This window comes from Acinetobacter portensis, from assembly GCF_010646905.1.
Lineage (GTDB): Bacteria > Pseudomonadota > Gammaproteobacteria > Pseudomonadales > Moraxellaceae > Acinetobacter > Acinetobacter portensis.
The window spans coordinates 1,009,177-1,034,341 of record NZ_JAAARQ010000002.1; the positions used below are offsets into that span (position 1 = coordinate 1,009,177).

Below are 25,165 nucleotides of genomic sequence, written 5' to 3' on the forward strand. Positions count from 1 at the left end.
AGGGTTTTGACTTAATTTCATGGCTTTCTTATCCCCCACTTGGATTAAATCTAAAGTGCCACAACTTTCGCTTATTCTCATTACATTCATTTGGGGCGGAAGTTTCATTACGGTGCAATATGCACTGAGTTTCAGTAGCCCCATTATGTTTGTGGCTTTACGTTTCGCAGCGGCTGCCCTTGCAGTCAGTTTAATTTCTATCAAATATTTAAAAGATTTTAATTTAAAAGAAGTATTTGCAGGTGCTGTCATTGGTGCTGTCATTGCCATTGGTTATGGCACGCAAACCATTGGCTTACAAACCATTAGTAGCAGTGAGTCTGCATTTTTAACGGCACTTTACGTTCCACTTGTCCCTATTTTTATGTGGCTTATCTTTCGTAAAAAACCATATATCATGACGTGGATTGGCTGCCTATTTGCATTTGTCGGGCTCATCTTTTTAACAGGTAATGGCTTTCAACAAATTCAGCTTAACTTTGGGCAAATCATCACTATTTTCGGCTCTATTGCGATTGCACTTGAGATCATTTTCATTGGTTATTTTGCAGGAAAAGTGAATGTAAGACGCGTGACTGTTCTTCAACTTATTTTCGCATCTTTATTCTGTTTTATCATGAGTCCATTATTGGGTGAAAGTGGTCTACCCGATTTTCATTGGATGCTTATTGTTATTTTATGTGGCTTAGGCTGTGCAAGTGCATGCATTCAACTTGTTATGAACTGGGCACAACAATCTGTAGATTCATCACAAGCTGCCATTATTTATGCAGGAGAACCTGTTTGGGCGGCACTGATTGGACGTATTGCAGGAGAACGACTTCCATTTCTTGCACTTGTTGGTGGTGCATTGGTGGTATTAGGTGTGATGCTTAGCGAACTCAAACCTAAGTTTTTAAATAAAATATTAAAAAACAAAGATGAAAAAAAAGAGCTTAACTAAGCTCTTTTTTTAACTCATATTCGATTGATCCTAAATTTGAAAATTTAAGATTGATACATTGGTTTATTATCATTCACACGAATTAAACCAAGAATTGCACGGTATACAATCCACACCCATGAAAGTGCAATCATCGCGACACAAAATGCAGATGCACCAAATGCAACACCGACAAAGGCATCTGGGTTTTCACCCGTGAAAAATAAGAATAAGAACGGAACAAAAGCGACAATATTCCAAATTAAATACCACCAAAAACTTCGAATTTGCCATGTAAAGTGGCTTTCAAAAATAGAACCTTTGACTGCATCACGCTTAATATAATTAATAATGAGTGCAACAATTGCCAAAATACCCGCTGAAAAAATTGCAACAATATAGAGAACATATAAAACAATGGTGAGTGTGCGATTTGAGTCTTTATCTATTGAATAATTCATTTTATACCCTCTAAAAACTATATCTCATTAAATAGAAAAGCGATTTAATGGTGAGACTAACCATAAAATTAAAAGAATGTTAAAAGCTATAGTACAAAAATAAATCTTTCTGAATGGTTGTTTTTGTGTTTTATGACGCAAACGTTGTTGTGCAAGCCATGCCGCAGGCCAACCGCCTAAAAAAGCCAAAAGATGCAAAGAATTTTCAGGAACACGCTGTTTATTTAACTGAGCTGCCTCTTTGTCCTGCATATAAAACCAATATGTCGCAGCATTCATTAAGCTAATAAATAATAAGAAAATTCCACTGAATAAACCCGACAAGGTTAAAACGGCTAAAAGTAAAATATAGCCAATGCATAACATTTGCATGGGCTGCATTTTCTTCTTCATTTTTACAACATTAGATGTCGATGATGCATGTCTAGATTTAACTGCCTGAGATGCTTTTAAATACACCACTTTTTGCGCTTTATAACGCCCTTTTTCATCTAAAATAACTTGATAATCTAAAGCACAGCCCACGATTGGACGTGGACCTTGTTTTGCAAAATCTTTAATGTGTAAAAATACACGACCTTTTTTTGAATCATTAGGTTGGATAAATCCATAGCCTTTATCATCGAACCATTCAACCAACCGACCTTGATCGCGCATTTTTACTATTTCCTTTTATGCAGTAACAAACTTTAATCTTTCGATTAGCATATTACGCATTTCTAAAGGATTTTTTTGCAAAATATCATCGCCTGTACGTCCTTCAGCAGCATTTTTTTGTGCCACTTGTAAACGCATCATCCAAAAACGACCAGCCGCCATTGCCAAATAAATTTCAAGGCAAGCACGTTCATCTTCAGTTAATGGTCGAATGGTTTCATAAGCTGTTAAGAATGCAACTGCCTTATCTTCGTTTAAATGCACATCTGGATATTCTGTACAAAAGTCATTTAAAGTAATGGCAATATCAAATAATAATTCATCTTTATTCAATTCGTAAAAATCTAAAATACCTTTGAGCTTATCGCCTTCAAATAACGTGTTATCACGGAACAAATCTGAATGGATAAAACCTTTTGGACGATTTGGATACGCTGCTCTTATTGCTTCATATAAACCTAATAATTCAGCCAATAAAGTTTTATCGGCAACATCTAAAGTTGGTTTTAATTCTTGAGTGACTTTTGCCCAATATGCTTGATCTCTATATTCAGCTCGCTCTAAAGGGAAATCTTTTAAAGTGACATGCATTTTTGCTTGTGCAATGGCAATTTCTTTAACTTGCTCAATAGTTGATGGCATGGGATGTTCTCCCATCATACGTGGCGCAATTTGTGCAGGCTTATTCTTAATACTATGAATAGATTTTCCTGAATGACTTAAAGGAACGGGCACAGCTAAGCCAGCTTTTCCTAAATGCTCCAATACAGGTACAAGCTCACCTGCACCGTGTTCATCCATCTCTTCAAATACTGTGAGTACAAACTGATGACCGTCTTTTGTGACAATAAAATAGTTTGTATTTTGAATACCTCCTTGAATTGGAATCAGGTCAATTACCTCTAATCCATAAGGTGAAGAGAAGTCCTGAACTTCCATTAAAGTCAAAGTGGTATAAACCGACATAGAAAACCTGCGAAAAAACTTACATATTTTTGATAGAATACATTGTCCATCTACCAAGGTGTAGCACCAACCGTAGGTCAGTTTCGTAATGTGTTGTAATTACTGGAAAAATTTATGCTTGCTAAACGTATTATTCCTTGCCTAGACGTCGATAATGGCCGCGTGGTGAAAGGTGTCCAATTTTTAGATATTCGTGATGCAGGTGATCCAGTTGAAGTCGCACGTCGTTATAACGAACAAGGTGCAGATGAAATTACCTTTTTAGACATTACAGCAACCTCAAATGGTCGTGATACAACCTACCGCACTGTTGAGCGTATGGCTGAATCTGTATTCGTACCGCTTACTGTTGGTGGTGGTGTTCGTAAAGTTGAAGATATTCGTTTATTGCTTAATGCAGGCGCAGATAAAGTCAGTATTAACTCTGCTGCGGTATTTAACCCTGAGTTTGTACAAGAAGCTTCTCAGCGTTTTGGCGCTCAATGTATTGTTGTTGCTATTGATGCGAAAAAAACGGGCGACAATAAATGGGAGATTTTCACCCACGGCGGTCGCAAAGCAACAGGTATTGATGCTATTGATTGGGCTGTGAAAATGGCTGACTTCGGTGCAGGTGAATTACTCATTACCTCAATGGATGCCGATGGCACCAAAGCAGGTTATGACCTAAAATTAATGCGTCAAATTAATGATCGCGTCACTATTCCGACCATTGCTTCTGGTGGTGTTGGTAATTTACAACATTTGGCAGATGGTATTATTCATGGTGGTGCTGATGCTGTTCTTGCCGCATCTATCTTCCATTTTGGGCAACATACTATTCCTGAAGCCAAACAATACCTTGCCAACCAAGGCATTGAAATGCGTTTGTAATAAAAAAATATCAATTAAAAAGAGTGCTTAATTTGCGCTCTTTTTTTGACTTTAAATGTGATAAAAGTCATCTAGTTATTTATTGAATAGTCAACTTTCATACTCCTTTAAACACTCTCAAAATACAGCAATATCATCTTGTTAAAATAGATGAAATTTGAAAATGATTAAAATTAGCGCTAAAGTGCGCTTGCAACAATAAATACATATAATTGTTTTAACCTCTAAATAAAGCAGTAAAAATAAATTGCTGGAGAAATAAATGAATAAATATTTAGCAGAGCTACTTGGTACCTTTTGGCTTGTATTTGGTGGATGTGGTAGTGCTGTACTAGCTGCCGCATTCCCTGAACTTGGTATTGGTTTCGTAGGTGTATCACTTGCATTCGGTTTAACCGTTTTAACAGGTGCTTATGCTTTAGGTCATATTTCAGGTGGTCACTTCAACCCTGCGGTAAGTATTGGTTTATGGGCAGGTGGGCGTTTTGACGCAAAAGAACTTGCTCCTTATATTATTTCACAAGTGATTGGTGCAACCTTAGCAGCACTAGTTCTTTATATTATTGTTCAAGGTCAAGCAGGTTTTGTAGGCACTGGCGGATTTGCCTCTAATGGCTATGGTGAGTTATCACCAGGTAAATACTCATTGGTTTCTGCTTTAATTATTGAAGTGGTATTAACAGCATTCTTCTTAATTGTGATTATGGGTTCTACAGACAAACGTGCTCCTGCAGGTTTTGCCCCAATTGCAATTGGTTTGGCTTTAACACTGATTCATTTAATTAGCATTCCTGTGACAAATACATCTGTAAACCCTGCACGTAGTACAGGTGTTGCATTCTTTGCTGAAACTGCAGCAATGGGTCAATTGTGGGCATTCTGGGTTGCACCAATTGTCGGTGCCATTATTGGTGCTTTCTTATACAACCTTATTGCTAAAAAAGCAGATTAATTCCTTTAGTCACTTTCATGAAAAAGCCCACATCATGTGGGCTTTTTCATGTTCCATGTGGAACATTCTGAATACTGAAATATTTTTATAAAAATGGATTCTCGATTTCATCTTCGTCTTTATTTTGAATTTTTTCAGGTAAATTTTCTTCACTTTCTAATTGCTGCACAAGTTGATTAATGACTGCTTGTAAAGCCTGTGCTGCTTTTAATCCTTCTTGATCTTTAGTGACTTGCAAATTACCATAAATACTCACTCGATCAACATCATTTTCTATAGTGAGATCATGAATTGAATGCGATTCTGTTCCATTTTCAAAAGCTTTAAACATATTTATCTCACTCTATTTTTTGTTATATAAATAGGATTTTTAATTTTCCTACTCTGCATATTATGCTGTCGATATTATCTTAGCAACTGCAAAATATATTGCAATAAAGCTTCTACAAGTTGCTTCACAATGGCATCTTGAGTACTTGGATCTACGCTTGGTTGATTTGAACTTGATTGATTAGAGCTTTCTGAATTTGAACTTTGTGAACTTGAACCATTCGACTTAAATTGATTTTTCACGGCAACCAATTGATCATTCGACACATCTTCCGCACATTGGCTTTCTGCATCCCAATATGAATATGTAATTGCTTGATTGGCTTTTACCAAATTTGCCTTTAAAGGCAATTTATATGTATTACGTTTTTGCTCTTCGGTTAATTGTGGGAAAATATTCATCCCCAATTGTTCTTCCAAGTAGCAAATACTCACGACTCTTACATTGAGCGAGTTATCATTCGGAGCGTAATAAGCACCAATCGCACCCGTTTTAGGAATATAAATAGCTTTAAAAACCGCAGTTGGAACAATAACTTTACTGCTCCCAATGGTTTTTAACTTCTTGCCTGTAAATGTTGGACCTGTGACCACATACACATCATGCTTTTGCTTGGTCACAATGGCACGAGTTGCTTCTTCTAATTCACGCCATACTTTTTGATTATTTTTTGGCGCTTGAGGTACCATATTCGCTAAAGAAAAACTATCCGATTGAGATGCTTTTGTTGGCATATCGGCATTCGGAGCCATATGACCACGGTCATATCCTGAAGCTTTATAGTCTGCCAAAGTCGCCCGATATGCTGTTGGAACTTTAAGTTCCTCATGAAAGCTATCTTCCCGTGGAATTTTTTGACTTAAACGTTTTGGTGTAAGCGCTTCAGCAACCCAAAGAGGTGTTTTCGACACACCTGAATACATCACATTAAAGCCATTAAAACACAGTGGATATGTATTTTTACTTAAAGATTCTTTGGCTAAAAATGGCGGAACTTCTTTATAGAATTGTCCTGCACATGCAGAACTTGAAGAGGATGATGATGGCAACGAAATCCATTGGCTAATTTTTTCTTGCCCAAATGCAATTGCAAAGCTTCCTGACGCAACTAAGCCTAAAACAATTTTTAAACCATTTTGCCCAAAAAGTTGAGTAAAAATATTTTTCGAACTGGTTCTTTTCTTCGCCATTAGATCTGCAAGTACTGTACATATACATAATTTTTCAGCAGATTAGCAAGCGCTACAAGGCTTGTATATGCTGCACAATCTGTTCGACCAACAAATAGTCAAAATGAAATATACAGAAATACTATGTTGTAACAACATGTCTTTTTTATATGGAGTTCTTAGGTAATCTATTTGAGTTTTCGTGTGTTTAGTAGCACCCGATCTTCAAAATATGGCACTGTAAAATACGAATAAGCAAAATCATTATTTTTTTTGGAGTATTTTATGCGTTCTTCTAAAGTTACAGGTTCTAAAATTTTAGGTTTAGGTCTTATCGCTGGCATCATCAGCGTAGCAGCTTTTGCTGAGCCAGCAATTCAGCCAGGTGAAACTCTAGAAAGTTTATCTCAAGCTAAAATTTCTACAACTGTAAATGGTCAACCAGGTTCTTTACAAGAATTAGCGGCTAGCGGAAAAATCAAAATTTTAGGCGAAGCTAATGCTCAAGCAACTAACGAAGCGCCTGCATCTGAAGTAGCAGCATCTGACGCTGTTGCTGACGAAAATGCTGCATCTGACGTAGTAACAACTGAAGAAGCACCTGCATCTGAAACTGCTGCACCAGAAGCGCCAGCGCAATAATATTTGCCACGCTTTAAATATAAAAAAACCAGAATAAATTCTGGTTTTTTTATGCTTGAAATTTACTAAATAGAAAATAACTACCTAAATTTCAATTTGACTTCCCAGCTCCACCACTCGGTTCGTTGGAAGTTGATAAAAGTCACTCACAGGACTTGTATTTCTCTGTAAGGAAATAAAGAGCTTTTCACGCCATGGCGCCATACCATCACCCACAGAATGAATAATACGATCACGTGAAATAAAGAAACTCACTTGCATCAAGTCATATTCAAAATCGAGTTCTTCATATGCCTGCTGTAAGGCATGTGTAATATTTGGCTGATCTTTAAAACCGTAATACATGGTAATTCTGTAAAAATGCTCATCAAGCATTTCTGTCATGAGCCGCTCTTCTTGCGAGACATAAGGGACATCTTTTGTGATGATCGTCACCATAATATTGCGTTCATGTAACACTTTATTATGTTTGATATTATGAAGCATCGCATGCGGAACAATATTAGGTGTTCCTGTTAAGAAGATGGCATCACCTGGTACAAACTTGGTTTCAGAGCCAAAATTCACACTTTTAATAAATAAATCGATAGGTAAAGCATCTCGTTCCAAACGCTTTAAAACAAGCGCTCGCCCATCTTTCCATGTCATTAAAATTGTAAATAACACTGCACCAATCATAATTGGCACCCATCCACCAGACACAATTTTAAGCGATGTTGATGCAACGAAAATGAAATCTAATATTAAGAATGGCGTTGCAAACAATATGATTTTCCATAATGGCCAACGCCATAAACCATACGCGAGCACCGTAATTAAAATCGTACCGCAAAGCATGGTCATGGTCACTGCTACACCATAAGCGCTTGCAAGGTTTGCACTATTTTTAAAGAGTAGAATTAAAATGAGGACAGAAATGAAAAGTACCCAATTAATAAATGGGATATAGATTTGTCCTTGTTCAACATCGGATGTATGTCGCACCGTAAGGCGTGGTAAATAGCGCAATTGAATCGCTTGGTTCACCATCGAGAATACGCCTGTAATCACGGCTTGAGATGCAATGACCGCTGCTGCCGTTGCAAGTCCAATCATAGGAAACAACGCCCATTCTGGCACAAGCATATAAAACGGGTTAGCAATGGCTTCAGGATTACGCAGTAATAATGCACCTTGCCCTGCGTAGTTGAGTAATAAACAAGGTGAAACAACAATAAACCACGCTAAACGAATCGGCAATCTACCAAAATGCCCCATGTCGGCATAAAGCGCTTCACCACCTGTCATCGTTAAAATAACAGCACCCATTGTTAAAAATGCAACATAGGGTTGATGAACAATAAAGTTAAACGCCCAATGTGGACTCACCATTGAAAGTACAAATGGTGTTTGGATAATACTCCATACACCTAAAGCACCAATCGCCAAGAACCACAGCAACGTCAGCGGTCCAAAGAACTTACCCATTGTTGCGGTACCATGGCGCTGAACTAAAAATAGCCCTGCCAAAATACCAATAGAAAGTGGCTCTAACCAATGATTAAGCATTGGCGTTGCAATGCTAATGCCTTCAATTGCAGATAACACTGAAATTGCAGGCGTGATAATACCATCGCCAAAAAAGAGTGATGCACCAATAAAGCCAAGTGCAATTAAGTAAATTTTCTTCTTTTCAGCAATTCGGTTTGTTCGCAGATTCAATGCAAGTAAAGACATAATACCGCCTTCACCGTTGTTGTCTGCACGCATAATAATAGTGACGTATTTGAAGCTGATGCTGAGCATCATGCACCAAAATATGAGGGAGAGAATACCTAACACCGTAGCATCTGTAATTGCTAAGTGAGCCGTTAAGAAACATTGACGTAGTGCATAAAGCGGGCTTGTACCAATATCACCAAAGACCACACCAAGTGCTGCCAAGGTAATCACAGGCAATGCCGCTTTTTTTGCAGTATTTTGCATATTTTGTCTTCATTTTAGACAGTATTTTGGCGAATCATATCACCACCATAAAAGTTTTTCTTTAAATCAATTGTTTCAGCTTGGCATAATATTTTTTTTTCGTTATTATCCATCGCCTATATGGTGAGGTGTCCGAGTGGCTTAAGGAGCACGCCTGGAAAGTGTGTATACGTTTGCGCGTATCGAGGGTTCGAATCCCTCTCTCACCGCCAAAATTCATCATCATGTACTAACATGATGTCTTATAAAGGCTTAAACCTAAAGAGTTTAAGCCTTTTTTAATGTCTAATAAAATTTACTGTATCCATTTTAAGCTTGATCTCGTTAGAGGGATAACAAATAGTATAATAAACTACCCTCAGAATCCCTCAACCCCATTGAAGGTTACTATACTTACAGATGCCCAAATCTAAAATATTAAACTTTAGAAAAAAGTTAAATATTCTAATGAGGGAGATGTGACTTCACATCATCTTACATTCGATACTTTTACAAAATTAATTAAATCAGCTCTTACAACTTTTTCCCTGCATAATCTTTCGAATTTTAAGCCCAACTATGCAGACAACTTTACATAGTCCATAGTATTCTTTACCACTCAAATCATTTTTACTTTTCTGAACATTTCACATACTTATTCAGAGTTTTTCTGAACTAAGTATATCGAAGGACAACTTTTGAAATTCTTGCTCTCATACCTGAGACAAACCATTTACAACACGAGCGCAATCTATCATCTGCGTATGTTGATCGCGTTCGCAGGTGCCGCTTTTATTCCATACTTAATGGATGAGCAATTACTCACTATCCCACTAAGCTTAGGTATTGTCGCTGCAGGTTTAAGTGATATTGATGATCGGTTTTCAGTTCGACTTTTAAATCAATTTTATATATGTATCGGTTTTTTTATAACGGCTGTTACAGTTTATATTTTATTCCCTTATCCTATTTTATTTGGCTTTACCCTACTATCATCATGCATTGCACTGATTATTTTAGGTTCTTTAGGTCATCGTTATGCTGCTCTTTCATATGGCTGCTTAATTACCTCTGTTTACGCCATGCTAGGTGTACATTTGTTTGACAACTGGTACATGCAAGCCTTTTTGTTGGTACTTGGTGCGGCTTGGTACGGTTTTCTATCAACAATTAGTTTCTTATTGTTTCCATCACATAAAGCGCAAGATCATTTAGCCAAATGCTACGATGCTTTACGTGACTTTTTATATACTAAAGCAAACTTATTTGATGTTGATATGAGTGCCAAAAGTTATCAGCAAAGTATGATTGATCTTTCACTTGAAAATGCCAAATTAATTACGATTTTTAATGAGATGAGGACAATTCTATTAACCCGTCTCAAAGGTGACCGTGGGCAAAAAGATACTCGCCATAGTTTGCAATATTATTTTGTCGCACAAGATATTCACGAGCATGCGAATTCCTCACAGATGGATTATCAAGTGCTGACCAAAGTCTTTCAGCACAGCGATATTTTATTCCGCTTTCAACGTATCATGTTCATTCAAGCACAGGAATGTAAGGATTTAAGTGAAAGTATTTTGTCACGTAAAGCCTATGTACATAACAAACGTTTCAGACCCGCTTTTGAAAACCTTAAAATTTCACTGAATAAACTTCGTGATGAAAAACAATATAATCCTGTACTTATCAATTCATTATTTACGCTGTATCAGAATTTAAAATCTATAGATGCGCAGCTACGTAATTTAGAAACAGAACGTTATAGAAAATTTGATCACAACAAAGGTTCTGACCATCAACTTAATGACGATGACTTAAAAGGTTGGGCAGATATTCTTGTACGAATCAAGCAACATGTAACGCCAGAATCGGTACTATTTCGTCATGCCGTACGTTTGTCTATTGTATTATGTATTGGTTATATTTTTGTACAGATGACCGATATCCAATTTGGTTATTGGATTTTACTTACTAGTGTATTTGTCAGCCAACCTAACTTTAATGCGACCAAACGTCGTTTGCGCTTAAGGATTGTCGGTACGCTCATGGGTATTATTTTGGGTTTTATTATTCTGTATTTTATTCCGTCCGTAGAAGGTCAATTAATTCTTCTTGTCCTCAGTGGTGCTCTTTTCTTCGTACTACGTAGTAAGCAATACGCGCAAGCAACTGCATTCATTACCATTTTAGCAATGCTGAGTTTTAACTTCGATGGTCTTGGTTATACCGCTGCATTACCTCGTATGGTCGACACCATCATTGGTTGTGGTTTAGCTTGGATGGGTATGACCTTCATTTTCCCTGATTGGAAATTCCGTCGCCTGCCACGCACCATTCAGCGCTCATTGCGCGCGCAATGTGATTATTTAAGTGAAGTGATTCAACATTACAAAGTTGGTCGTAATAACGATCTAACCTACCGTATGGTTCGTCGTGCTGCACATAATACGGATGCAGAAGTCGCGTCACTCATTTCAACTTTAGCAACTGAACCCGATTTTGATGCTGAACAGAAGAAAATTGCTTTTGAGTTTTTATGCTTGAACCATACATTACTCAGTTATATCTCAGCACTTGGTGCACACCGTGATCAAATTTTTGATCAGGAAATTTTTGATCTACTCGATCATGCTTTAATTGCTATTCGCGGTGTTCTACTGGAAGATAAAACTCCTGATCTAAGTACACAATTAAATATGCACAATATTCGACAACGTCTGTCACATTTAGAGGACGATGATCGAAAATCATTGGTTATTTTGCAACAGCTATCCTTAATTTTTAATATTTTAAATCAATTAAATCAATTGAAACAAAGTCTTATAAACAATAAGGATGCTGAAGAATTAACATTAGTATAATTTAGATTATTTAATTAGAAATTAAAAAATGACTAATTAAGTTCTTCCCTTACTGCCAAATTATCAAAGACTTAGATTTTTAATCTAAGTCTTTTTTATTTTAAAAGCTAATCTAAGAAGATAAAACAACCATTTTCTATAAAGAAAAAGACGGATCTTTTACCAAGTTAACCTCTATATATTGTGGTTTTATGAACGTATAAATTCTACATTTTAGTGTTCATTTTTTGACACTTTTTATTACAAATTGCTTTTAGCTACATTGAAGACAATCTTGCAACTCTATGTTAAAAAAGAGTTATCACAGATATTCAGGTATTTTCTGAATTTTTCAAAGAATACCATTTGTGACATTTAAACCTTTATATCAACCATCGAACTTTTAAAAGCGTTATTCCAAGAAACACAACATATAGAAACTGCTATTCGGGGAGCGAACATGAATAACAGCGCAAATTATGTCAAACAAATCAAAAACGCTAAACGCGGAGGATACACCCCCACCATTGCCAAAGACGTGAATAAACATAAAATCCAAAAAGCCATACGCCTAATCGATGAATGGAGAAAACTCGCAATGGAGTTAAAACCTCAACTACAACTAGACACTGCATTTACTTTGGAAGAATGCGCACAAGATTTAGACCAAATATTACGCAGTAAATAACCTGCTGACTTCACTTTAGCCATTTAATATTTAATCCTATAGATAAATCGCTTACTTAAATGAAGTAGGCGATTTATTCATTTAGAAATGACCTTTTCCCATTAATTTGACTAAAAACTTAAAAATAGAATTAAACGCTCACTTTTTAGCTTGCATTCAAAAAAACTTTCTGTAGAATGCATTCCACAACGCCGGCATAGCTCAGTTGGTAGAGCAACTGACTTGTAATCAGTAGGTCCACAGTTCGAATCCGTGTGCCGGCACCATTTCTTAGCCTCGCTTTATAGTGAGGCTTTGATGTTTTTAAAGCCTGTATTTTTACAATAATTAAAATTATCTTTCAGTGCTGACCTGCACATACTTAATTAAACCATCTTCATATAATTTTCGACAAAGCTTTGCTGTCATTTCAATTTTAAATTGATCTAAATTTTTTGCATCTTTATTGAATGCCAAACGGTTTTTTACATAAGATGAAAAACCTGCAAATACCTGTTTCGATAAATCTAATATCTGAATCTCTTTGAATTCATTATTTTCTAAAACTTGAGTCATTTCTGCTTTTGACATCAAATCATCTAAATTCACATCCGCAGCTTTTAATAGCCACTTATATTTTTGCTTTTGTAATGAATTTAAATTTTCCCATTTATCGGAAAGCATCAAATAGTGGAATCCTAATTTCCCATTTAAATTTAAAACTGAGCAAGCCGATCTAACAAATGAATTTAAATTGCAGTGATAAGCCGCATCTATACAAACAACAACATCAAATTTTTGCTGCAACGGAATATTTTTTAAATTCAAAAATGAATCACAATGAATATCTACAAATTCTGAATATTTTGACTTAATGTTGTCAACACACTCTTGTTGTAATTCTACGGCAGATATTTTTTGAATTTGATAAGCATCTTGCCAATGAATAAGACTAGCCCCCTGCCCACACGCAAGGTCTAAAAGATTGTGTTTCGATGTAAGTTCTAAAGATTGTGCAAGCTGATCTGCTAATGTCTGACAAGCTTCAGGATAGGAAGATGTTGTATCTTCCCAATATCCCAAATTACTCCAAGCAAGTTCACGATCATCTCCTAGCATTTGTGCATTAATTGCATATTTATGTTTTGGGATAGATTTACGAATTGCTTGAAGCCATTTCATTTCTTAATAACCGAGTTGTGGTGCAACCTCAACTTTAGGTTTTAATCCGACAAACGGCAATGGTGCGCCAAAATTTTCTGCAATTTTCATGGCTGATGTCACCGCAGATTCTAAAATTGGCAGACCATCACAAGACCAAGAACCACAGAAATACACTTTGCGATCTGCTGCTTTATGGCGTTCTTGAAGCTCTTTATTTAAAGCAATGGTATCTGAATCTACAACTGCTCGAGTTAGTTTTACAGAAGAGATAATTTTCTTCGGATCGATATCTACAACTGGACGCCATGTTTGGAAAATAGGTGATTTACCGACTAAAGATGGCTCAATTGAGTTTAACCAAACCGTAAATTGCTGACGGGTAAATTTACGATCCATCATATAACTTAATACCGCCCAATCTTTACGTTTAGGTGGCATAGCCGTTTGATCGGTATGAATAACCAAGTCACCATCTTCAAATCTAAATTTTTTCAATAATGCGATGTCATCTGCAAATTGTTCTGCATCTAGAAATGATTCAATTTTGGTCGTTGGCGTTGCAACAACAACTTTATCGAATTGGTAGCTTTCACCTGCTTCATTTTGAACAAGTACTTTGTCATTTTGTTCTTTTACACAGCGAATTGGCGAACCACTTTTAATGTCTATACCTTGAATAAGTTTATCTACAAGCGCAGGTGTACCGCCTTGCAAGCGAAGTAAGGCATCTCCATCTGTCAATTGACGTAAAAAGACCAGTAATGGTTTTGCTGGCCATTCACCAATGGTCTTTGGATCACATGTACAAATGGTATAAAGCACAGGCATAACCGCACCATGTAAAAATACTTCTTCGATATGATTATTATTGATGAATTCTGCAAGTGTGATGTCTTGATCTTTCGATTTAAAAAACTTAGCAATTGCAGTTTTAAGCTGTAACATGCCCTTCACTAAACGCCAGCCATATTGTTGTAAACCTTTACGGTTATTGATAATTGGAAAATTACCAATACGACTACGCGAAGTGGTCAACCATGTTTCAGTTTTATCTTCAAACAACCAACTACATGCCATATAAGTACGAACTGGATATGTCTTAATACCAAGGTGAGCAGCTAAACTTAAAGTATTCTTCCATAAGTGCGGATTCATTACACGCAGTGGCGCGTCAATTAAACCACCTTCAAATTCCATGCTATGACTGTCCATGCCACGACCAGCTAAGGCTTCGAATATTGTTATATTATGCCCTGCATCTTTAAGAATTCTTGCTGTAGCGAGTCCCGCCATGCCACTACCAATGACTGCAATATCCAAAATATAATCCATCTTTAATTGTCTAACTCATCAAGATTATGAACTAACGGTTTAAAAAAGCAGTTAGTAAAAACTACCAGATTGTTAATTTATTGTGCTGACCCTCCCCCAACACCAAAAAGTTTACACAAAATTACAATGTAACTATGTGTACACAAACATAGGAATTTATTAAAGATTTATCAACTATTTAAAAAAACGGATATAAATCATTCAATAAAATTGAATTTTTTTCTCAAAAGTAGTTTACAAAGAATTACGAATTGACTACTATTACACCAACAAGAATGATAAATACATCACAATAATAAAATATAATAACAATAAAAGCACAATAAAAAGAAGAATGGAAATACAGCGTAAATAAAAAAGCCCTTGATAAACTCAAGGGCTTTTTTATTGTAGATTAAACATCATAAATAATAAAAAATTAATGACTTACATCAATCTCTCCAAATTTACCGCTATTAAAATCATCAAAAGCTTTAATGATTTCTTCTTTGGTATTCATCACAAATGGTCCATAGCCTTGAATAGGTTCATTTAAAGGCTCACCTGTTAAAACCAAGAATTTCGCATTTACGGTTGCTTCAAGCTGAATATCTGTTTCACTGTCTTTATTAAAGATAACAATGGAACTATCCAATACTTTTTGCGTTTCATTTAAAAGCATTTCGCCTTCAAGCACGACAAATAAAACTGTATGACCTACAGGCACGTGAATAATTTCTTTATGACCAATGACTAACTCACCATCCCAAACATTAATTGGGCTAAAAGTTGATGCAGGACCATGTTTTCTTGCAAATTCACCTGCAATTACACGTAAATGACCCGACTTATCTTTAAACTCAATGATAGGAATATCTTTAGCTTCAATAGCTTGATAGCGAGGTGCTGTCATTTTGTCTTTTGCAGGTAAATTCACCCACAATTGTGCCATTTGAAATAATCCACCTTTTTGTGCAAATTCAGGAGAATGAAACTCTTCATGAACAAGACCTGAACCTGCTGTCATCCATTGAACATCGCCTGTTTTAATGGTTCCACCACCACCTGCTGAATCTTTATGAGTCACTTCACCTTGATAAGCAATAGTCACTGTTTCAAACCCACGATGCGGATGTGAACCGACACCATGCTGTTCATTCGTTGGTTTAAATGGATAAGGTGAAGCATAGTCCAAAAGCAAAAATGGGCTAATGGCTTGACCTAAACGATCATAAGAAAAAAGACCTTTCATTGGGAAACCATCACCCACCCAATGCATGTTTTCATTGCGATATACGCCTATAATTTTTTTCATCTCAAGCTCCTACGCTCGGATTTAACATGGCTCTATTTTAAGATTTAATCCTATATAGACCAATAGGTCACTCAGAAAACAGCATCCTAAAAGTAGAACAATTTTTTAATTTAAACTCGATTACCTCGATTCATTTAAATCCATTTTAAGTTTTTATCTTATTTTTAAGATTATCAATCCTGAAATATGGGCTGTATCAGCAAAAACTATCCTATTAATATGAAGATTCAATAGAAATTGATTCACTTTATAAATCTATTTCTTCACCAATAGGCACTTATGAGGATACGATTATGGGTAAGCCATACGTTCGTTTAGATAAAGACAATGCAGCCGTATTATTAGTAGATCATCAAACAGGTTTACTTTCCTTAGTTCGTGATATCGACCCTGATAAATTCAAAAATAATGTATTAGCACTTGCTGCTGCCGCAAAATATTTTAATCTTCCAACCATTTTAACCACAAGTTTTGAAGATGGTCCAAATGGCCCGTTAGTTCCCGAATTAAAAGAAATGTTCCCCGATGCACCTTATATTGCCCGTCCTGGACAAATTAATGCTTGGGATAATGAAGACTTTGTTAAAGCGATTAAAGCAACAGGTAAAAAACAACTGATTATTGCAGGTGTTGTAACTGAAGTTTGCGTAGCATTTCCTGCTTTATCTGCGCTTGAAGAAGATTTTGATGTCTTTGTGATTACCGATGCATCGGGTACTTTCAACCATTTAACACGTGATTCTGCATGGGATCGCATGTCAAATGCTGGTGCTCAATTGATGACTTGGTTTGGTGCATCATGTGAATTACACCGTGATTGGCGTAATGATGTTGAAGGTTTAGGTGCATTATTTAGTCAACATATTCCTGACTACCGCAACCTCATCAATAGTTACGTTCAAAACACGACTAAAAAATAAATTTTTATTTCACGTTAAATTTTGAGCATAAAATAAAAGCGATCAATGGATCGCTTTTACTATTTTCAGATTGGTATTTGAAAAATATCCTATATGATCACCAATAGAATTTAATATTTTTGCTTTCTCGGAGCGTATATGCATTCATTTGATGACTACTATTACTTTTACCTTGTTGTTAAACATGGTGGGTTTAGTGCAGCCAGTGAAGCAAGTAATATTACAAAATCTAAATTAAGCAGACGAATATTAGACTTAGAAAATAAATTCGATGTCACGCTTATTCAAAGATCAACAAGACACTTTAAAGTCACACCATTAGGTCAAGAATTCTTTGAAGAATGTAGCAAAATTATATCTCAAGCAGATTGTGCTCAAAATATTCTATTGAAACAAACACTAGAACCAAGTGGTTTAGTTAAACTGAGTTGTCCATCCGTCATGATGGAACATCAGATTCGACCCTTGCTTAATCAGTTTTTAAAGCAATATCCGCAAGTTAAAATTGAAATGGAACTCACTAGTCGCAGAGTCGATATTTTGCATGATGATATTGATTTAGCGATTCGTACAAATTTCGAAAATAATGAAGATTCCAGCATTATTGTGCGTGATGTTATTCGTACCACACATTGCTTAGTTGCAAGTCCAGAATTACTTCAAGGGCGTATTATTGAACACGTAACAGAAATTTGTGATTTTCCAAGTATTGTTTTAGGTACGCAAAAAACAAATTATCGTTGGAGTTTACACAACTTAAAACATCATGAAAAAATTGATATTCATCTAGATCCACGAGTGAAAAGTAACGATTTATCGGGCGCTTATTTTGCTGCATTAGATGGGCTAGGTATTGCAGATTTACCATTATTAACCGTAGAAAAAGATCTTCAAGAAGGTCGCTTAATCCATATTTTACCTGAATGGTGTTCTAACATTGGCACTATACAAATTGTCTACTCTTCTCGTAAAGGTCAGAGGCTTGTTATGGAGAAGTTAATTGATCATCTGATTGATGGGGTTCGAAGTTATGCAACATCGACAAAAGGCTATATTGCATAAGTTTTAAAATGACAAAGAAAAGCCAGAACAATTGCTCTGGCTTTTCTTTTAAATCGGATAACTTAGATTTTACCAACCAAGTCGATTGAAGGTGCTAAAGTTGCATCGCCTTCTTTCCATTTAGCAGGACAAACTTCACCTGGGTGAGCATATACATATTGAGCTGCTTTTAATTTACGAAGCAATTCAGATGCATCACGACCAATACCACCTGCATTAATTTCTACAATTTGAATTGTTCCGTTTGGATCAATTACAAAAGTACCACGGTCAGCTAAACCATCTTCTTCAATTAAAACTTCAAAGTTTTTAGCAAGTGTCCAAGTTGGGTCACCTACCATTGGATATTCAATTTTTTTAATTTCTTCAGAAGAATCGTGCCAAGCTTTATGCGTGAAATGTGTGTCTGTAGAAACTGAATAAACTTCTACGCCCATTTTTTGGAATTCAGCATAATGATCAGCTAAATCGCCTAATTCTGTTGGACAAACAAAAGTGAAATCTGCAGGATAGAAAAATACAACAGACCATTTACCCATCATGTCTTTATCTGACACTTCAATGAATTCACCATTTTTGTAAGCAGTTGCTGTAAATGGTTTTACTTGGGTGTTAATTAAACTCATGAGATATTCCTCTAACTTCAATTTATATAAGTGCTTATCTTGTGAAGCTAGAATACGAAAATATTTAAAATTGGTAAAACAGTACTTTTTTATAATTTTAATCGATTTATTAGATTAATGATTTATTCTTTCTCGTTAATATCTAATGACAAACTAAATGCACGATGCTGCTTACCCCATTCCACCATCGTCACAATCACATCATGTAAGTTTCGACCAGATTCAGTTAAATCATATTTGGTCACGGTTAATCCATTTTCGAGCATTTCAATTTTTCTCACCACACCATTAATTTCAAGCTCTTTTAATTCTTTAGAAACCATACGTGGTGTAATACCTTTAATCAGTTTTTCAATATCGCTAAATCGTCGTTGATCTGCTAACAATGTACAAACAATAGCAAGCTTCCATTTGCCATTAATGACATTCAATGCATCTTTAAGCGCGACAACAAAACTGGCACTACAGCTCTCTTGATTAATGGTATTTTTCTTCATTTTCATTCAGTTTTGGGGAGTGGTTTAACTATAACAATGTATAGCATTTTTTAACTATAATAATGTATAGTAAAATATTAATAATATTTAAAAAAACCTTTAAATACGTTAAGATAGATCAACAAAATTAAATAAAACTTTACTAATAAATCAATTTATAAAGACATTTAAAACAACCTAAAATTTCACTTACATGACTGTCCATTGACTTTGTTTACTAAAGATAAGAAATTAAAAAAATGAATAGTACAGTTTTATTAATCTCCCTTTAACAACTTCACTTTAAAAAAAGTTAAAACAATAGGAATTCATATGATATTAGTTACAGGCGCAACAGGCCAATTAGGCTCAAGCGTAATCTCTCAATTAAGTAAAACAACATCAAAAGATCAATTTTCTATTTTTGCTAGAGATGAAACTAAAGCTTCAAAGTATAAAGAACAAGGCATTGAAGTTCGTATTGGTGACTTCAATCAAATTTCATCTTTAGGACATGTATTTGAAGGCGTAACAAAACTTTTACTTATTTCTACAATGGATTTCAATCGCTTAGAACAACATAAAAATGTGATTGATGCTGCAAAAATGGCAGGTGTAAAGCATATTATTTATACAGGCTTAGCCATTCAAAATATTGAAACTTCAAATGTTAAAGACCTAATGCAAAGCCATTTTGATACTGAAAAATATATACAAGCGAGTGGCTTAGATTTTACTTTTGTTCGAAACACCATGTACACAGATGCAATTCCCCTCATTGTTGGTGAAAAAGTATTTGAACAAGGTGTTTATTTACCAGGTGGTGATGGCAAAGTTCCTTATGCTTTACGCAGAGAAATGGGCGAAGCAATTGCCAATTTATTGGTACAAGAGAATCATGAAAATAAAACCTATAATATTACAGGTGATGTCGCTTATTCATATGCAGATATTGCGCAAACATTGAGTCAAATTAGCAATAAGAATATTAATTATATCAATGCAGATGAAGCTCAATTCGAACAACTATTAAAAGACATTCAACTTCCTGAGTTCCTAATTTATTTAACCAAAGGAACTGTTATAGATATCAAACAGCATCAATATGAAATAAATAGCTCAGACTTAAAAACACTTTTAGGTAGATCGCCTTTAGATTTGAAATCTGCACTTAAAGAGTTATATCAAATTTAACTATTCAACCAAAACAATGAAACACAATACAAACTAGGAATACTTATGGAACTTTTAAAAGCATTAAATTGGCGCTATGCAACTAAACGTATGACAGGTGAAAAACTTGAGCAAGCGCTTGTTGATCAAATTGTTGAAGCTGCTCGTTTAGCACCTACATCTGCGGGTGTACAACCTTTTCACATTTTCGTCATTTCAAACCCAGAAATGAAAGAAAAAATCTCTCCTATCGCATTTAATCAGCCACAAATTGTTGAATCATCTCACTTACTTGTTTTTACAGCTTGGGACAAAATGGATCCAGAGCGTATTCAAGCAATTTATGATTATACGAATAATGAGCGTGGCTTGCCTTTAGATAAAACAGCAGATGTTGTTGCTGGCTTGAATCAATTATTCTCGACATTTACTGAAGAACAACAGCACCATCATGCTGCAAAACAAGCGCATATTGGCTTTGGTATGGCAATTGCTGCTGCCGCTGAATTAGGTGTAGATGCAACACCAATGGAAGGCTTTGATAAAATCCAATTAGATGAGTTCTTAGATTTAAAATCGAAAGGTCTAATGTCAGTAACTTTACTTGCTTTAGGTCGTCGTCAACCTGAAGGTGATTGGTTAAGCGCATTGAAAAAAGTACGTCGTCCAACAGAAGAGTTTATTACTGAAATTAAGTAATGACTGAATTAGGCAAAAAAAGAGCACCAATATTGGTGCTCTTTTTATTTAATAAAATTCAAAAAATACATAATCATCGGTTTTTAGAAGAATTTCACATTAAGATTTTTTCGCTTTGCAGACATATTTATACACTTTCATTAAATCTGTATGAGAATCATAAATAGGTTCAAAATATACTGTTGAAAATGGTGTATCCATATCTATTGCTTTGCCATTTGGCTTAAAACGCTGACTTTTAATGGTTGCTTTAGTTTGTTCTTTACAATTGATTTGGTGTATTGCTTGAATATAACCACGCGGTGCAATTTGTAATGATGGCACACCATATGTATAAATATATTTATAACCATACTCTATAACAGATGGATGTCCCGCTACACTTTTTATATGGCTTGAGTTTACAAATGTTTCGCCATATTCATCTGTACTTACTTTTACCCATTTTTCTGATGTTGTTGCATAAGCTGTTGTCGTAAAAAATAAAATTGATATTGCTATGAGTTTTTTCACGCTTATTCCCCCAAATAATTATTCGTGTTTGATCCTTCATTTATAATAGATTTTTTAAAATATAACAAAATAAAAAACCCTTTGATGAATCAAAGGGTTTTTTGAATATGGTTTACTGTTTTAAAAATTAGAACGGTAAATCATCATCTAAGTCTGAAGGTGCTGTTGCCATTGGCTTAGCAGGTTGTTGCTGTGGCTTAGGCGCTTGGAAACCTTGGTTAACATTGTTGCCATAGCCACCTTGTGGTGCTTGTTGTTGGTTGTTATAACCACCAGACTGTTGACCGCCATAACCACCTTGATTGCCGTAGTTATTGCCACCGCCTTGGTTATTATTGTTAAAACGTGGTTGAGCAAAACCATCTTGCTGATCGCCACCTTGTTGTTGACGGTTCGCAGAATCGAGCATTTGCATTTGTTCGCCACGAATTTCAGTCGTGTAGCGTTCTTGACCACTTTGGTCTGTCCATTGGCGTGTACGCAATGAACCTTCAATATAAACTTTAGAACCTTTACGCAAATATTGTTGTGCAATTTCACCTAAACGGTTGTGCAATACAATACGATGCCATTCTGTTTGTTCTTTACGTTCACCTGAACTTTTGTCTGTCCAAGATTCGCTTGTCGCGATAGAAAACTGAGTGAGTGATCCACCATTTGGAAATGTTTTTGTTTCAGGGTCTTTACCCAAAGTACCAACTAAGATTACTTTATTTACGCCGCGCATTTGCTGTTATCTTCCTATTCGATTCTATGTTTTACTTTATAAGAGTTCTCATTAAATGACTACCTCTTTACCTAACAAGTGCGTTAAATGTTGTCGTGCAGCATCATCTATCTGCATTTTATCAACTTTTACATAAGCAACTTGCTGTTCAGGCATCACTAAGACCTCTTCAATACCATGAATTGCCAATAATTGAGAAGTCCATTCATCTGTTTGTTTGGTGTCAGGCAATCTTAATACTAGAGATGATAAATAACGAGGTTGTGACAAGCCAAAACTAATGAACAACCAAACAATGGCAATTGCCGTTAAGATGCTCCACCCCATCGCTGTATTATTCAGCATAATAAGCTGACCACCCAAAATACCACCACAAAATGCCCCTAAAAATTGACCACTCGCATTCACCCCCATAGCCGTTGCCTTAGACTGAATAGGTGCTGCTTTAGATAACCATGAAGGCAATAAAGCTTCCATCACATTAAATGCAATAAAGAATAATCCCAAGCCTAAAAGCAGAATGTATTTAGATTCGAAGCCAAATATCATAAAGATTAAGCCTAAGATAATACCGCCAATTGCTGTGAGGAAAATGCCTCGCATTTTGCGATACTTTTCAGCCAAAATAATACTTGGGAAAGCGAAAAATAAACTCAAAACTAATAATGGTAAATAGATTAAACCATGGCTAGATAATGGAATTTTTGCATAATTAATTAGTTGTAAGGGCACATATATAAACATGGCTGTTAGCAATAAATGCAATGAAAAAACCGAAACGTGCAAACGGTTCAAATCTTTCATTTTCAGTACTTCTTTTAACTGTACCAAATAACCTTGTTGAAAATTTTTGTGATGACGCGTTACTTTAGGTACAAGGAACAACATAGAAATAGCAAGTATGCCCATAATGGTTGTTACCCAAAATAAACCTGAAATACCCACCAAACTGGTTAACCAAGGTCCTAAACTAAAAGCAATAACAAAGGATAAGCCAATACTCATACCCATCATTGCCATTGCTTTAGAACGTTGTTCTTCACGCGTTACATCTGCAAGTAATGCCATGACCACCGCAGAAACCGCACCACCACCTGCAATAGCACGACCAATAATCACGCCATAAATGGTGTCAGACATGGCAGCAATGGCACCGCCTAAAGCAAAAAGCAAAAGTCCAAATACAATAAGAGGTTTACGACTATAACGATCTGCAATAAGACTAAATGGAATTTGTAAAATGGCTTGAGTTAAACCATAAACACCCACAGCCAAACCAATAAGTGCAGGTGTTGCACCTTGATATGCCTGTCCTGCAACTGAAAATACAGGAATAATCATGAACAAACCCAACATGCGTAAGGCAAAAATACTACTTAAAGCAAAGGTTGAGCGACGTTCAAGGGCGTTCATCATAGGTCATTAAAACTCGTTAATTTCTGTGGAAGATTATAGGTCATTTGATGCTAATCTCTGCATATATTTTATTTGAAATAAAGATGATCACCATCTAAAAAAACAAAAAAGCGTAACTTAGGTTACGCTTCTCAACAACTTAATCACAAAGAGATCATGTCATTTGTCGTTTATTATATTGAATAGATGCAATCACAGCCCAAACGATGAAAGCCACACCAATTAAGCCTGTAACAACTTCAGGTACGTGCAAGCCTGTGCCACTTGCAATCATAATAAATGCTAATGCACCAATGGCATAATGTGCACCATGTTCAAGGTAAACATAAGCATCTAATGTGCCTTTATCTACAAGGTAAATTGTCATAGAACGTACGAACATTGCACCAATAGCAAGACCCAACATAATAATGACAACATCTGAAGTAATCGCAAATGCACCAATTACACCATCAAAACTAAACGATGCATCTAAAACTTCTAAATAAAGGAAACCACCAATACCTGCTTTAACCACTCCACCCGGTATAACATTCCCTTCTTTGTCTACACTGTTACCATCTTCATCTACTTCAGGTTCGCCACCCAATAAGTGACCTAAAACTTGAACGCCAATATAAATCACAATGCCCCAAATACCTGCCATTGTTACCACTAAGCGTTTTGCTTCATCAACATTTGCTGCCATAACAAGCAATGCAATAAGCGCAACAAATACAGACATTGCAGGAACATTGGCTAAGTTTGCTAAACGATTTTCAAGCCATTTGAACCAATGCGTATCTTTCCCTTCATCTAAGAAGAAGTTTAAGAATACTAGTAACAGGAATGCTCCACCAAAAGCAGCAATTTCAGCATGATGATCTAACAAACGTTGTGAATAGGTTTTAGGATCATTCAGCGCCAATTGAACCACTTCCATAAAGCCCATATCTGCTGTTACAGCAACAATGGCAACAGGGAAAATTAAACGCATACCAAAAACAGCAACAATAATACCCACTGTTAAAAATAGCATTTTCCAAAAATGATCCCAATTACGCAGAACTGAGGCATTTACGACAGCATTATCAAATGAAAGAGATACTTCCATTACGGCTAAAATTGCCGTTACGGTGAGTGCTGTGAACATGGTTTGTAAGCCAGCTTCTGGACCGTGGGTATAACCCCAATATGCAGAAATAGCCAAACACACGATCGTAAAAAAGATAGAGAAACCAAAATGTTTCAACATGGTAGAACGACCTTAAATAATTCAAATATTAAAATTTGGTAAAATTATACAGCACAAAAATTATTTTATTTCTCGTTTTAGACAATCCAATGTCTGTCG

The 25,165-nt window shown here is 35.8% G+C and carries 25 protein-coding genes and 2 tRNA genes; 12 read left to right on the forward strand and 15 right to left on the reverse strand.

The genetic code is table 11. The features are described from left to right. Window positions 1-19: 19 nt before the first annotated feature. Window positions 20-943: a DMT family transporter gene (locus GTK57_RS04810; protein ID WP_163121627.1), complete on the forward strand. Its 924-nt coding sequence runs from the start codon at window positions 20-22 to the stop codon at window positions 941-943. Window positions 944-987: 44 nt separating this feature from the next. Here the strand turns inward: GTK57_RS04810 and GTK57_RS04815 are convergent, their stop codons facing one another. Genes GTK57_RS04815 through GTK57_RS04825 form a run of 3 tightly spaced genes read right to left on the reverse strand, consistent with a single transcriptional unit; the run spans window position 988 to window position 3,006 of the window. Next, window positions 988-1,383 carry a DUF4870 family protein gene (locus GTK57_RS04815; protein ID WP_152875400.1) on the reverse strand — a complete coding sequence of 132 codons (396 nt, stop codon included), beginning with the start codon at window positions 1,381-1,383 and terminating at the stop codon, window positions 988-990. A gap of 27 nt (window positions 1,384-1,410) precedes the next feature. After that, complete coding sequence (locus GTK57_RS04820; RefSeq protein WP_163121629.1) at window positions 1,411-2,040, reverse strand: DUF1294 domain-containing protein; 630 nt, start codon at window positions 2,038-2,040, stop codon at window positions 1,411-1,413. Between the two features lie 15 nt (window positions 2,041-2,055). Next, window positions 2,056-3,006, reverse strand: a complete 951-nt coding sequence (locus tag GTK57_RS04825; RefSeq protein ID WP_163121631.1) for a homoserine kinase — start codon at window positions 3,004-3,006, stop codon at window positions 2,056-2,058. Window positions 3,007-3,120: 114 nt separating this feature from the next. On the opposite strand from GTK57_RS04825, the gene hisF reads away from it, so the two are divergent. Together hisF and aqpZ are read left to right on the forward strand one after the other, a co-directional pair. Further along, on the forward strand, window positions 3,121-3,879 hold the full coding sequence (gene hisF, locus GTK57_RS04830; RefSeq protein ID WP_152875396.1) for an imidazole glycerol phosphate synthase subunit HisF: 759 nt from the start codon (window positions 3,121-3,123) through the stop codon (window positions 3,877-3,879). A 262-nt stretch (window positions 3,880-4,141) separates the two neighbouring features. Then, entirely contained in the window at window positions 4,142-4,831 is a 690-nt protein-coding gene (aqpZ, locus tag GTK57_RS04835) for an aquaporin Z (RefSeq protein ID WP_163121633.1), read from the forward strand. 85 nt (window positions 4,832-4,916) lie between these two features. On the opposite strand, the gene GTK57_RS04840 is transcribed toward aqpZ, so the two are convergent. Beyond that, window positions 4,917-5,162: a hypothetical protein gene (locus GTK57_RS04840; protein WP_163121635.1), complete on the reverse strand. Its 246-nt coding sequence runs from the start codon at window positions 5,160-5,162 to the stop codon at window positions 4,917-4,919. Between the two features lie 74 nt (window positions 5,163-5,236). Then, window positions 5,237-6,352 carry a DNA/RNA non-specific endonuclease gene (locus tag GTK57_RS04845; protein WP_163121637.1) on the reverse strand — a complete coding sequence of 372 codons (1,116 nt, stop codon included), beginning with the start codon at window positions 6,350-6,352 and terminating at the stop codon, window positions 5,237-5,239. Window positions 6,353-6,616: 264 nt separating this feature from the next. On the opposite strand from GTK57_RS04845, the gene GTK57_RS14655 reads away from it, so the two are divergent. After that, on the forward strand, window positions 6,617-6,973 hold the full coding sequence (locus GTK57_RS14655; RefSeq protein WP_228720287.1) for a hypothetical protein: 357 nt from the start codon (window positions 6,617-6,619) through the stop codon (window positions 6,971-6,973). Window positions 6,974-7,057: 84 nt separating this feature from the next. Here GTK57_RS14655 and GTK57_RS04855 read toward each other — a convergent pair whose 3' ends face one another. Further along, window positions 7,058-8,938 carry a potassium transporter Kup gene (locus tag GTK57_RS04855; protein ID WP_152874002.1) on the reverse strand — a complete coding sequence of 627 codons (1,881 nt, stop codon included), beginning with the start codon at window positions 8,936-8,938 and terminating at the stop codon, window positions 7,058-7,060. Window positions 8,939-9,060: 122 nt separating this feature from the next. On the opposite strand from GTK57_RS04855, the gene GTK57_RS04860 reads away from it, so the two are divergent. The 4 genes from GTK57_RS04860 to GTK57_RS04875 all read left to right on the forward strand — a co-directional run bounded on the left by GTK57_RS04860 (window position 9,061) and on the right by GTK57_RS04875 (window position 12,717). Beyond that, window positions 9,061-9,150: transfer RNA gene (locus tag GTK57_RS04860), tRNA-Ser, on the forward strand. Between the two features lie 465 nt (window positions 9,151-9,615). Beyond that, the gene (yccS, locus tag GTK57_RS04865) at window positions 9,616-11,784 is read left to right on the forward strand and encodes a YccS family putative transporter (protein ID WP_163121639.1); all 2,169 of its coding nucleotides are present in this window, start codon (window positions 9,616-9,618) and stop codon (window positions 11,782-11,784) included. Window positions 11,785-12,223: 439 nt separating this feature from the next. After that, entirely contained in the window at window positions 12,224-12,451 is a 228-nt protein-coding gene (locus tag GTK57_RS04870) for a hypothetical protein (RefSeq protein WP_152874000.1), read from the forward strand. Between the two features lie 190 nt (window positions 12,452-12,641). Further along, window positions 12,642-12,717 (forward strand) — tRNA-Thr (locus GTK57_RS04875). A gap of 67 nt (window positions 12,718-12,784) precedes the next feature. Here the strand turns inward: GTK57_RS04875 and GTK57_RS04880 are convergent. The 3 genes from GTK57_RS04880 to GTK57_RS04890 all read right to left on the reverse strand — a co-directional run bounded on the left by GTK57_RS04880 (window position 12,785) and on the right by GTK57_RS04890 (window position 16,220). Further along, window positions 12,785-13,612, reverse strand: coding sequence for an SAM-dependent methyltransferase (locus GTK57_RS04880; RefSeq protein ID WP_163121641.1), 828 nt, complete (start codon window positions 13,610-13,612; stop codon window positions 12,785-12,787). Window positions 13,613-13,615: 3 nt separating this feature from the next. Further along, window positions 13,616-14,914 (reverse strand): FAD-dependent oxidoreductase, encoded by a 1,299-nt coding sequence (locus GTK57_RS04885; RefSeq protein WP_194240563.1) that lies wholly within the window; start codon window positions 14,912-14,914, stop codon window positions 13,616-13,618. A 430-nt stretch (window positions 14,915-15,344) separates the two neighbouring features. Further along, window positions 15,345-16,220, reverse strand: a complete 876-nt coding sequence (locus GTK57_RS04890) for a pirin family protein (RefSeq protein WP_163121645.1) — start codon at window positions 16,218-16,220, stop codon at window positions 15,345-15,347. Between the two features lie 293 nt (window positions 16,221-16,513). Here GTK57_RS04890 and ycaC point away from each other — a divergent pair, with 293 nt between their 5' ends. Both ycaC and GTK57_RS04900 read left to right on the forward strand, forming a co-directional pair. Then, entirely contained in the window at window positions 16,514-17,140 is a 627-nt protein-coding gene (gene ycaC / locus GTK57_RS04895; RefSeq protein WP_152873996.1) for an isochorismate family cysteine hydrolase YcaC, read from the forward strand. A gap of 138 nt (window positions 17,141-17,278) precedes the next feature. After that, window positions 17,279-18,202, forward strand: coding sequence for a LysR substrate-binding domain-containing protein (locus GTK57_RS04900; RefSeq protein WP_152873995.1), 924 nt, complete (start codon window positions 17,279-17,281; stop codon window positions 18,200-18,202). A gap of 62 nt (window positions 18,203-18,264) precedes the next feature. On the opposite strand, the gene ahpC is transcribed toward GTK57_RS04900, so the two are convergent. Then, complete coding sequence (ahpC, locus tag GTK57_RS04905) at window positions 18,265-18,828, reverse strand: alkyl hydroperoxide reductase subunit C (protein ID WP_152873994.1); 564 nt, start codon at window positions 18,826-18,828, stop codon at window positions 18,265-18,267. Between the two features lie 122 nt (window positions 18,829-18,950). Next, entirely contained in the window at window positions 18,951-19,325 is a 375-nt protein-coding gene (locus tag GTK57_RS04910) for a winged helix-turn-helix transcriptional regulator (protein ID WP_163121647.1), read from the reverse strand. Window positions 19,326-19,637: 312 nt separating this feature from the next. On the opposite strand from GTK57_RS04910, the gene GTK57_RS04915 reads away from it, so the two are divergent. Together GTK57_RS04915 and GTK57_RS04920 are read left to right on the forward strand one after the other, a co-directional pair. Continuing rightward, the gene (locus GTK57_RS04915) at window positions 19,638-20,498 is read left to right on the forward strand and encodes an SDR family oxidoreductase (protein ID WP_163121649.1); all 861 of its coding nucleotides are present in this window, start codon (window positions 19,638-19,640) and stop codon (window positions 20,496-20,498) included. Window positions 20,499-20,543: 45 nt separating this feature from the next. Further along, a complete protein-coding gene (locus tag GTK57_RS04920; RefSeq protein WP_152873991.1) occupies window positions 20,544-21,176 on the forward strand; it encodes a nitroreductase family protein in 633 nt (210 codons plus the stop codon). A gap of 99 nt (window positions 21,177-21,275) precedes the next feature. Here the strand turns inward: GTK57_RS04920 and GTK57_RS04925 are convergent, their stop codons facing one another. The 4 genes from GTK57_RS04925 to GTK57_RS04940 form a co-directional block, all read right to left on the reverse strand. Next, the gene (locus GTK57_RS04925) at window positions 21,276-21,689 is read right to left on the reverse strand and encodes a hypothetical protein (RefSeq protein WP_163121651.1); all 414 of its coding nucleotides are present in this window, start codon (window positions 21,687-21,689) and stop codon (window positions 21,276-21,278) included. Window positions 21,690-21,816: 127 nt separating this feature from the next. Continuing rightward, the gene (gene ssb, locus GTK57_RS04930) at window positions 21,817-22,416 is read right to left on the reverse strand and encodes a single-stranded DNA-binding protein (RefSeq protein ID WP_152873989.1); all 600 of its coding nucleotides are present in this window, start codon (window positions 22,414-22,416) and stop codon (window positions 21,817-21,819) included. 51 nt (window positions 22,417-22,467) lie between these two features. Next, window positions 22,468-23,832 carry an MFS transporter gene (locus GTK57_RS04935; protein WP_152873988.1) on the reverse strand — a complete coding sequence of 455 codons (1,365 nt, stop codon included), beginning with the start codon at window positions 23,830-23,832 and terminating at the stop codon, window positions 22,468-22,470. A gap of 154 nt (window positions 23,833-23,986) precedes the next feature. Further along, window positions 23,987-25,066, reverse strand: a complete 1,080-nt coding sequence (locus GTK57_RS04940) for a DUF475 domain-containing protein (protein WP_152873987.1) — start codon at window positions 25,064-25,066, stop codon at window positions 23,987-23,989. Window positions 25,067-25,165 lie beyond the last annotated feature (99 nt).

Bases quoted from the DNA above. Each gene is read 5' to 3' on its own strand.
- GTK57_RS04815 (WP_152875400.1), bottom strand. From the start codon at position 1,383: ATGAATTATTCAATAGATAAAGACTCAAATCGCACACTCACCATTGTT.
- ssb (WP_152873989.1), bottom strand. From the start codon at position 22,416: ATGCGCGGCGTAAATAAAGTAATCTTAGTTGGTACTTTGGGTAAAGAC.
- GTK57_RS14655 (WP_228720287.1), top strand. From the start codon at position 6,617: ATGCGTTCTTCTAAAGTTACAGGTTCTAAAATTTTAGGTTTAGGTCTT.
- GTK57_RS04900 (WP_152873995.1), top strand. From the start codon at position 17,279: ATGCATTCATTTGATGACTACTATTACTTTTACCTTGTTGTTAAACAT.
- GTK57_RS04810 (WP_163121627.1), top strand. From the start codon at position 20: ATGGCTTTCTTATCCCCCACTTGGATTAAATCTAAAGTGCCACAACTT.
- GTK57_RS04940 (WP_152873987.1), bottom strand. From the start codon at position 25,066: ATGTTGAAACATTTTGGTTTCTCTATCTTTTTTACGATCGTGTGTTTG.
- GTK57_RS04910 (WP_163121647.1), bottom strand. From the start codon at position 19,325: ATGAAGAAAAATACCATTAATCAAGAGAGCTGTAGTGCCAGTTTTGTT.
- hisF (WP_152875396.1), top strand. From the start codon at position 3,121: ATGCTTGCTAAACGTATTATTCCTTGCCTAGACGTCGATAATGGCCGC.
- ycaC (WP_152873996.1), top strand. From the start codon at position 16,514: ATGGGTAAGCCATACGTTCGTTTAGATAAAGACAATGCAGCCGTATTA.
- GTK57_RS04825 (WP_163121631.1), bottom strand. From the start codon at position 3,006: ATGTCGGTTTATACCACTTTGACTTTAATGGAAGTTCAGGACTTCTCT.
- GTK57_RS04935 (WP_152873988.1), bottom strand. From the start codon at position 23,832: ATGATGAACGCCCTTGAACGTCGCTCAACCTTTGCTTTAAGTAGTATT.
- GTK57_RS04920 (WP_152873991.1), top strand. From the start codon at position 20,544: ATGGAACTTTTAAAAGCATTAAATTGGCGCTATGCAACTAAACGTATG.
- ahpC (WP_152873994.1), bottom strand. From the start codon at position 18,828: ATGAGTTTAATTAACACCCAAGTAAAACCATTTACAGCAACTGCTTAC.
- GTK57_RS04840 (WP_163121635.1), bottom strand. From the start codon at position 5,162: ATGTTTAAAGCTTTTGAAAATGGAACAGAATCGCATTCAATTCATGAT.
- GTK57_RS04820 (WP_163121629.1), bottom strand. From the start codon at position 2,040: ATGCGCGATCAAGGTCGGTTGGTTGAATGGTTCGATGATAAAGGCTAT.
- GTK57_RS04890 (WP_163121645.1), bottom strand. From the start codon at position 16,220: ATGAAAAAAATTATAGGCGTATATCGCAATGAAAACATGCATTGGGTG.
- GTK57_RS04915 (WP_163121649.1), top strand. From the start codon at position 19,638: ATGATATTAGTTACAGGCGCAACAGGCCAATTAGGCTCAAGCGTAATC.
- GTK57_RS04855 (WP_152874002.1), bottom strand. From the start codon at position 8,938: ATGCAAAATACTGCAAAAAAAGCGGCATTGCCTGTGATTACCTTGGCA.
- GTK57_RS04845 (WP_163121637.1), bottom strand. From the start codon at position 6,352: ATGGCGAAGAAAAGAACCAGTTCGAAAAATATTTTTACTCAACTTTTT.
- GTK57_RS04880 (WP_163121641.1), bottom strand. From the start codon at position 13,612: ATGAAATGGCTTCAAGCAATTCGTAAATCTATCCCAAAACATAAATAT.
- aqpZ (WP_163121633.1), top strand. From the start codon at position 4,142: ATGAATAAATATTTAGCAGAGCTACTTGGTACCTTTTGGCTTGTATTT.
- GTK57_RS04870 (WP_152874000.1), top strand. From the start codon at position 12,224: ATGAATAACAGCGCAAATTATGTCAAACAAATCAAAAACGCTAAACGC.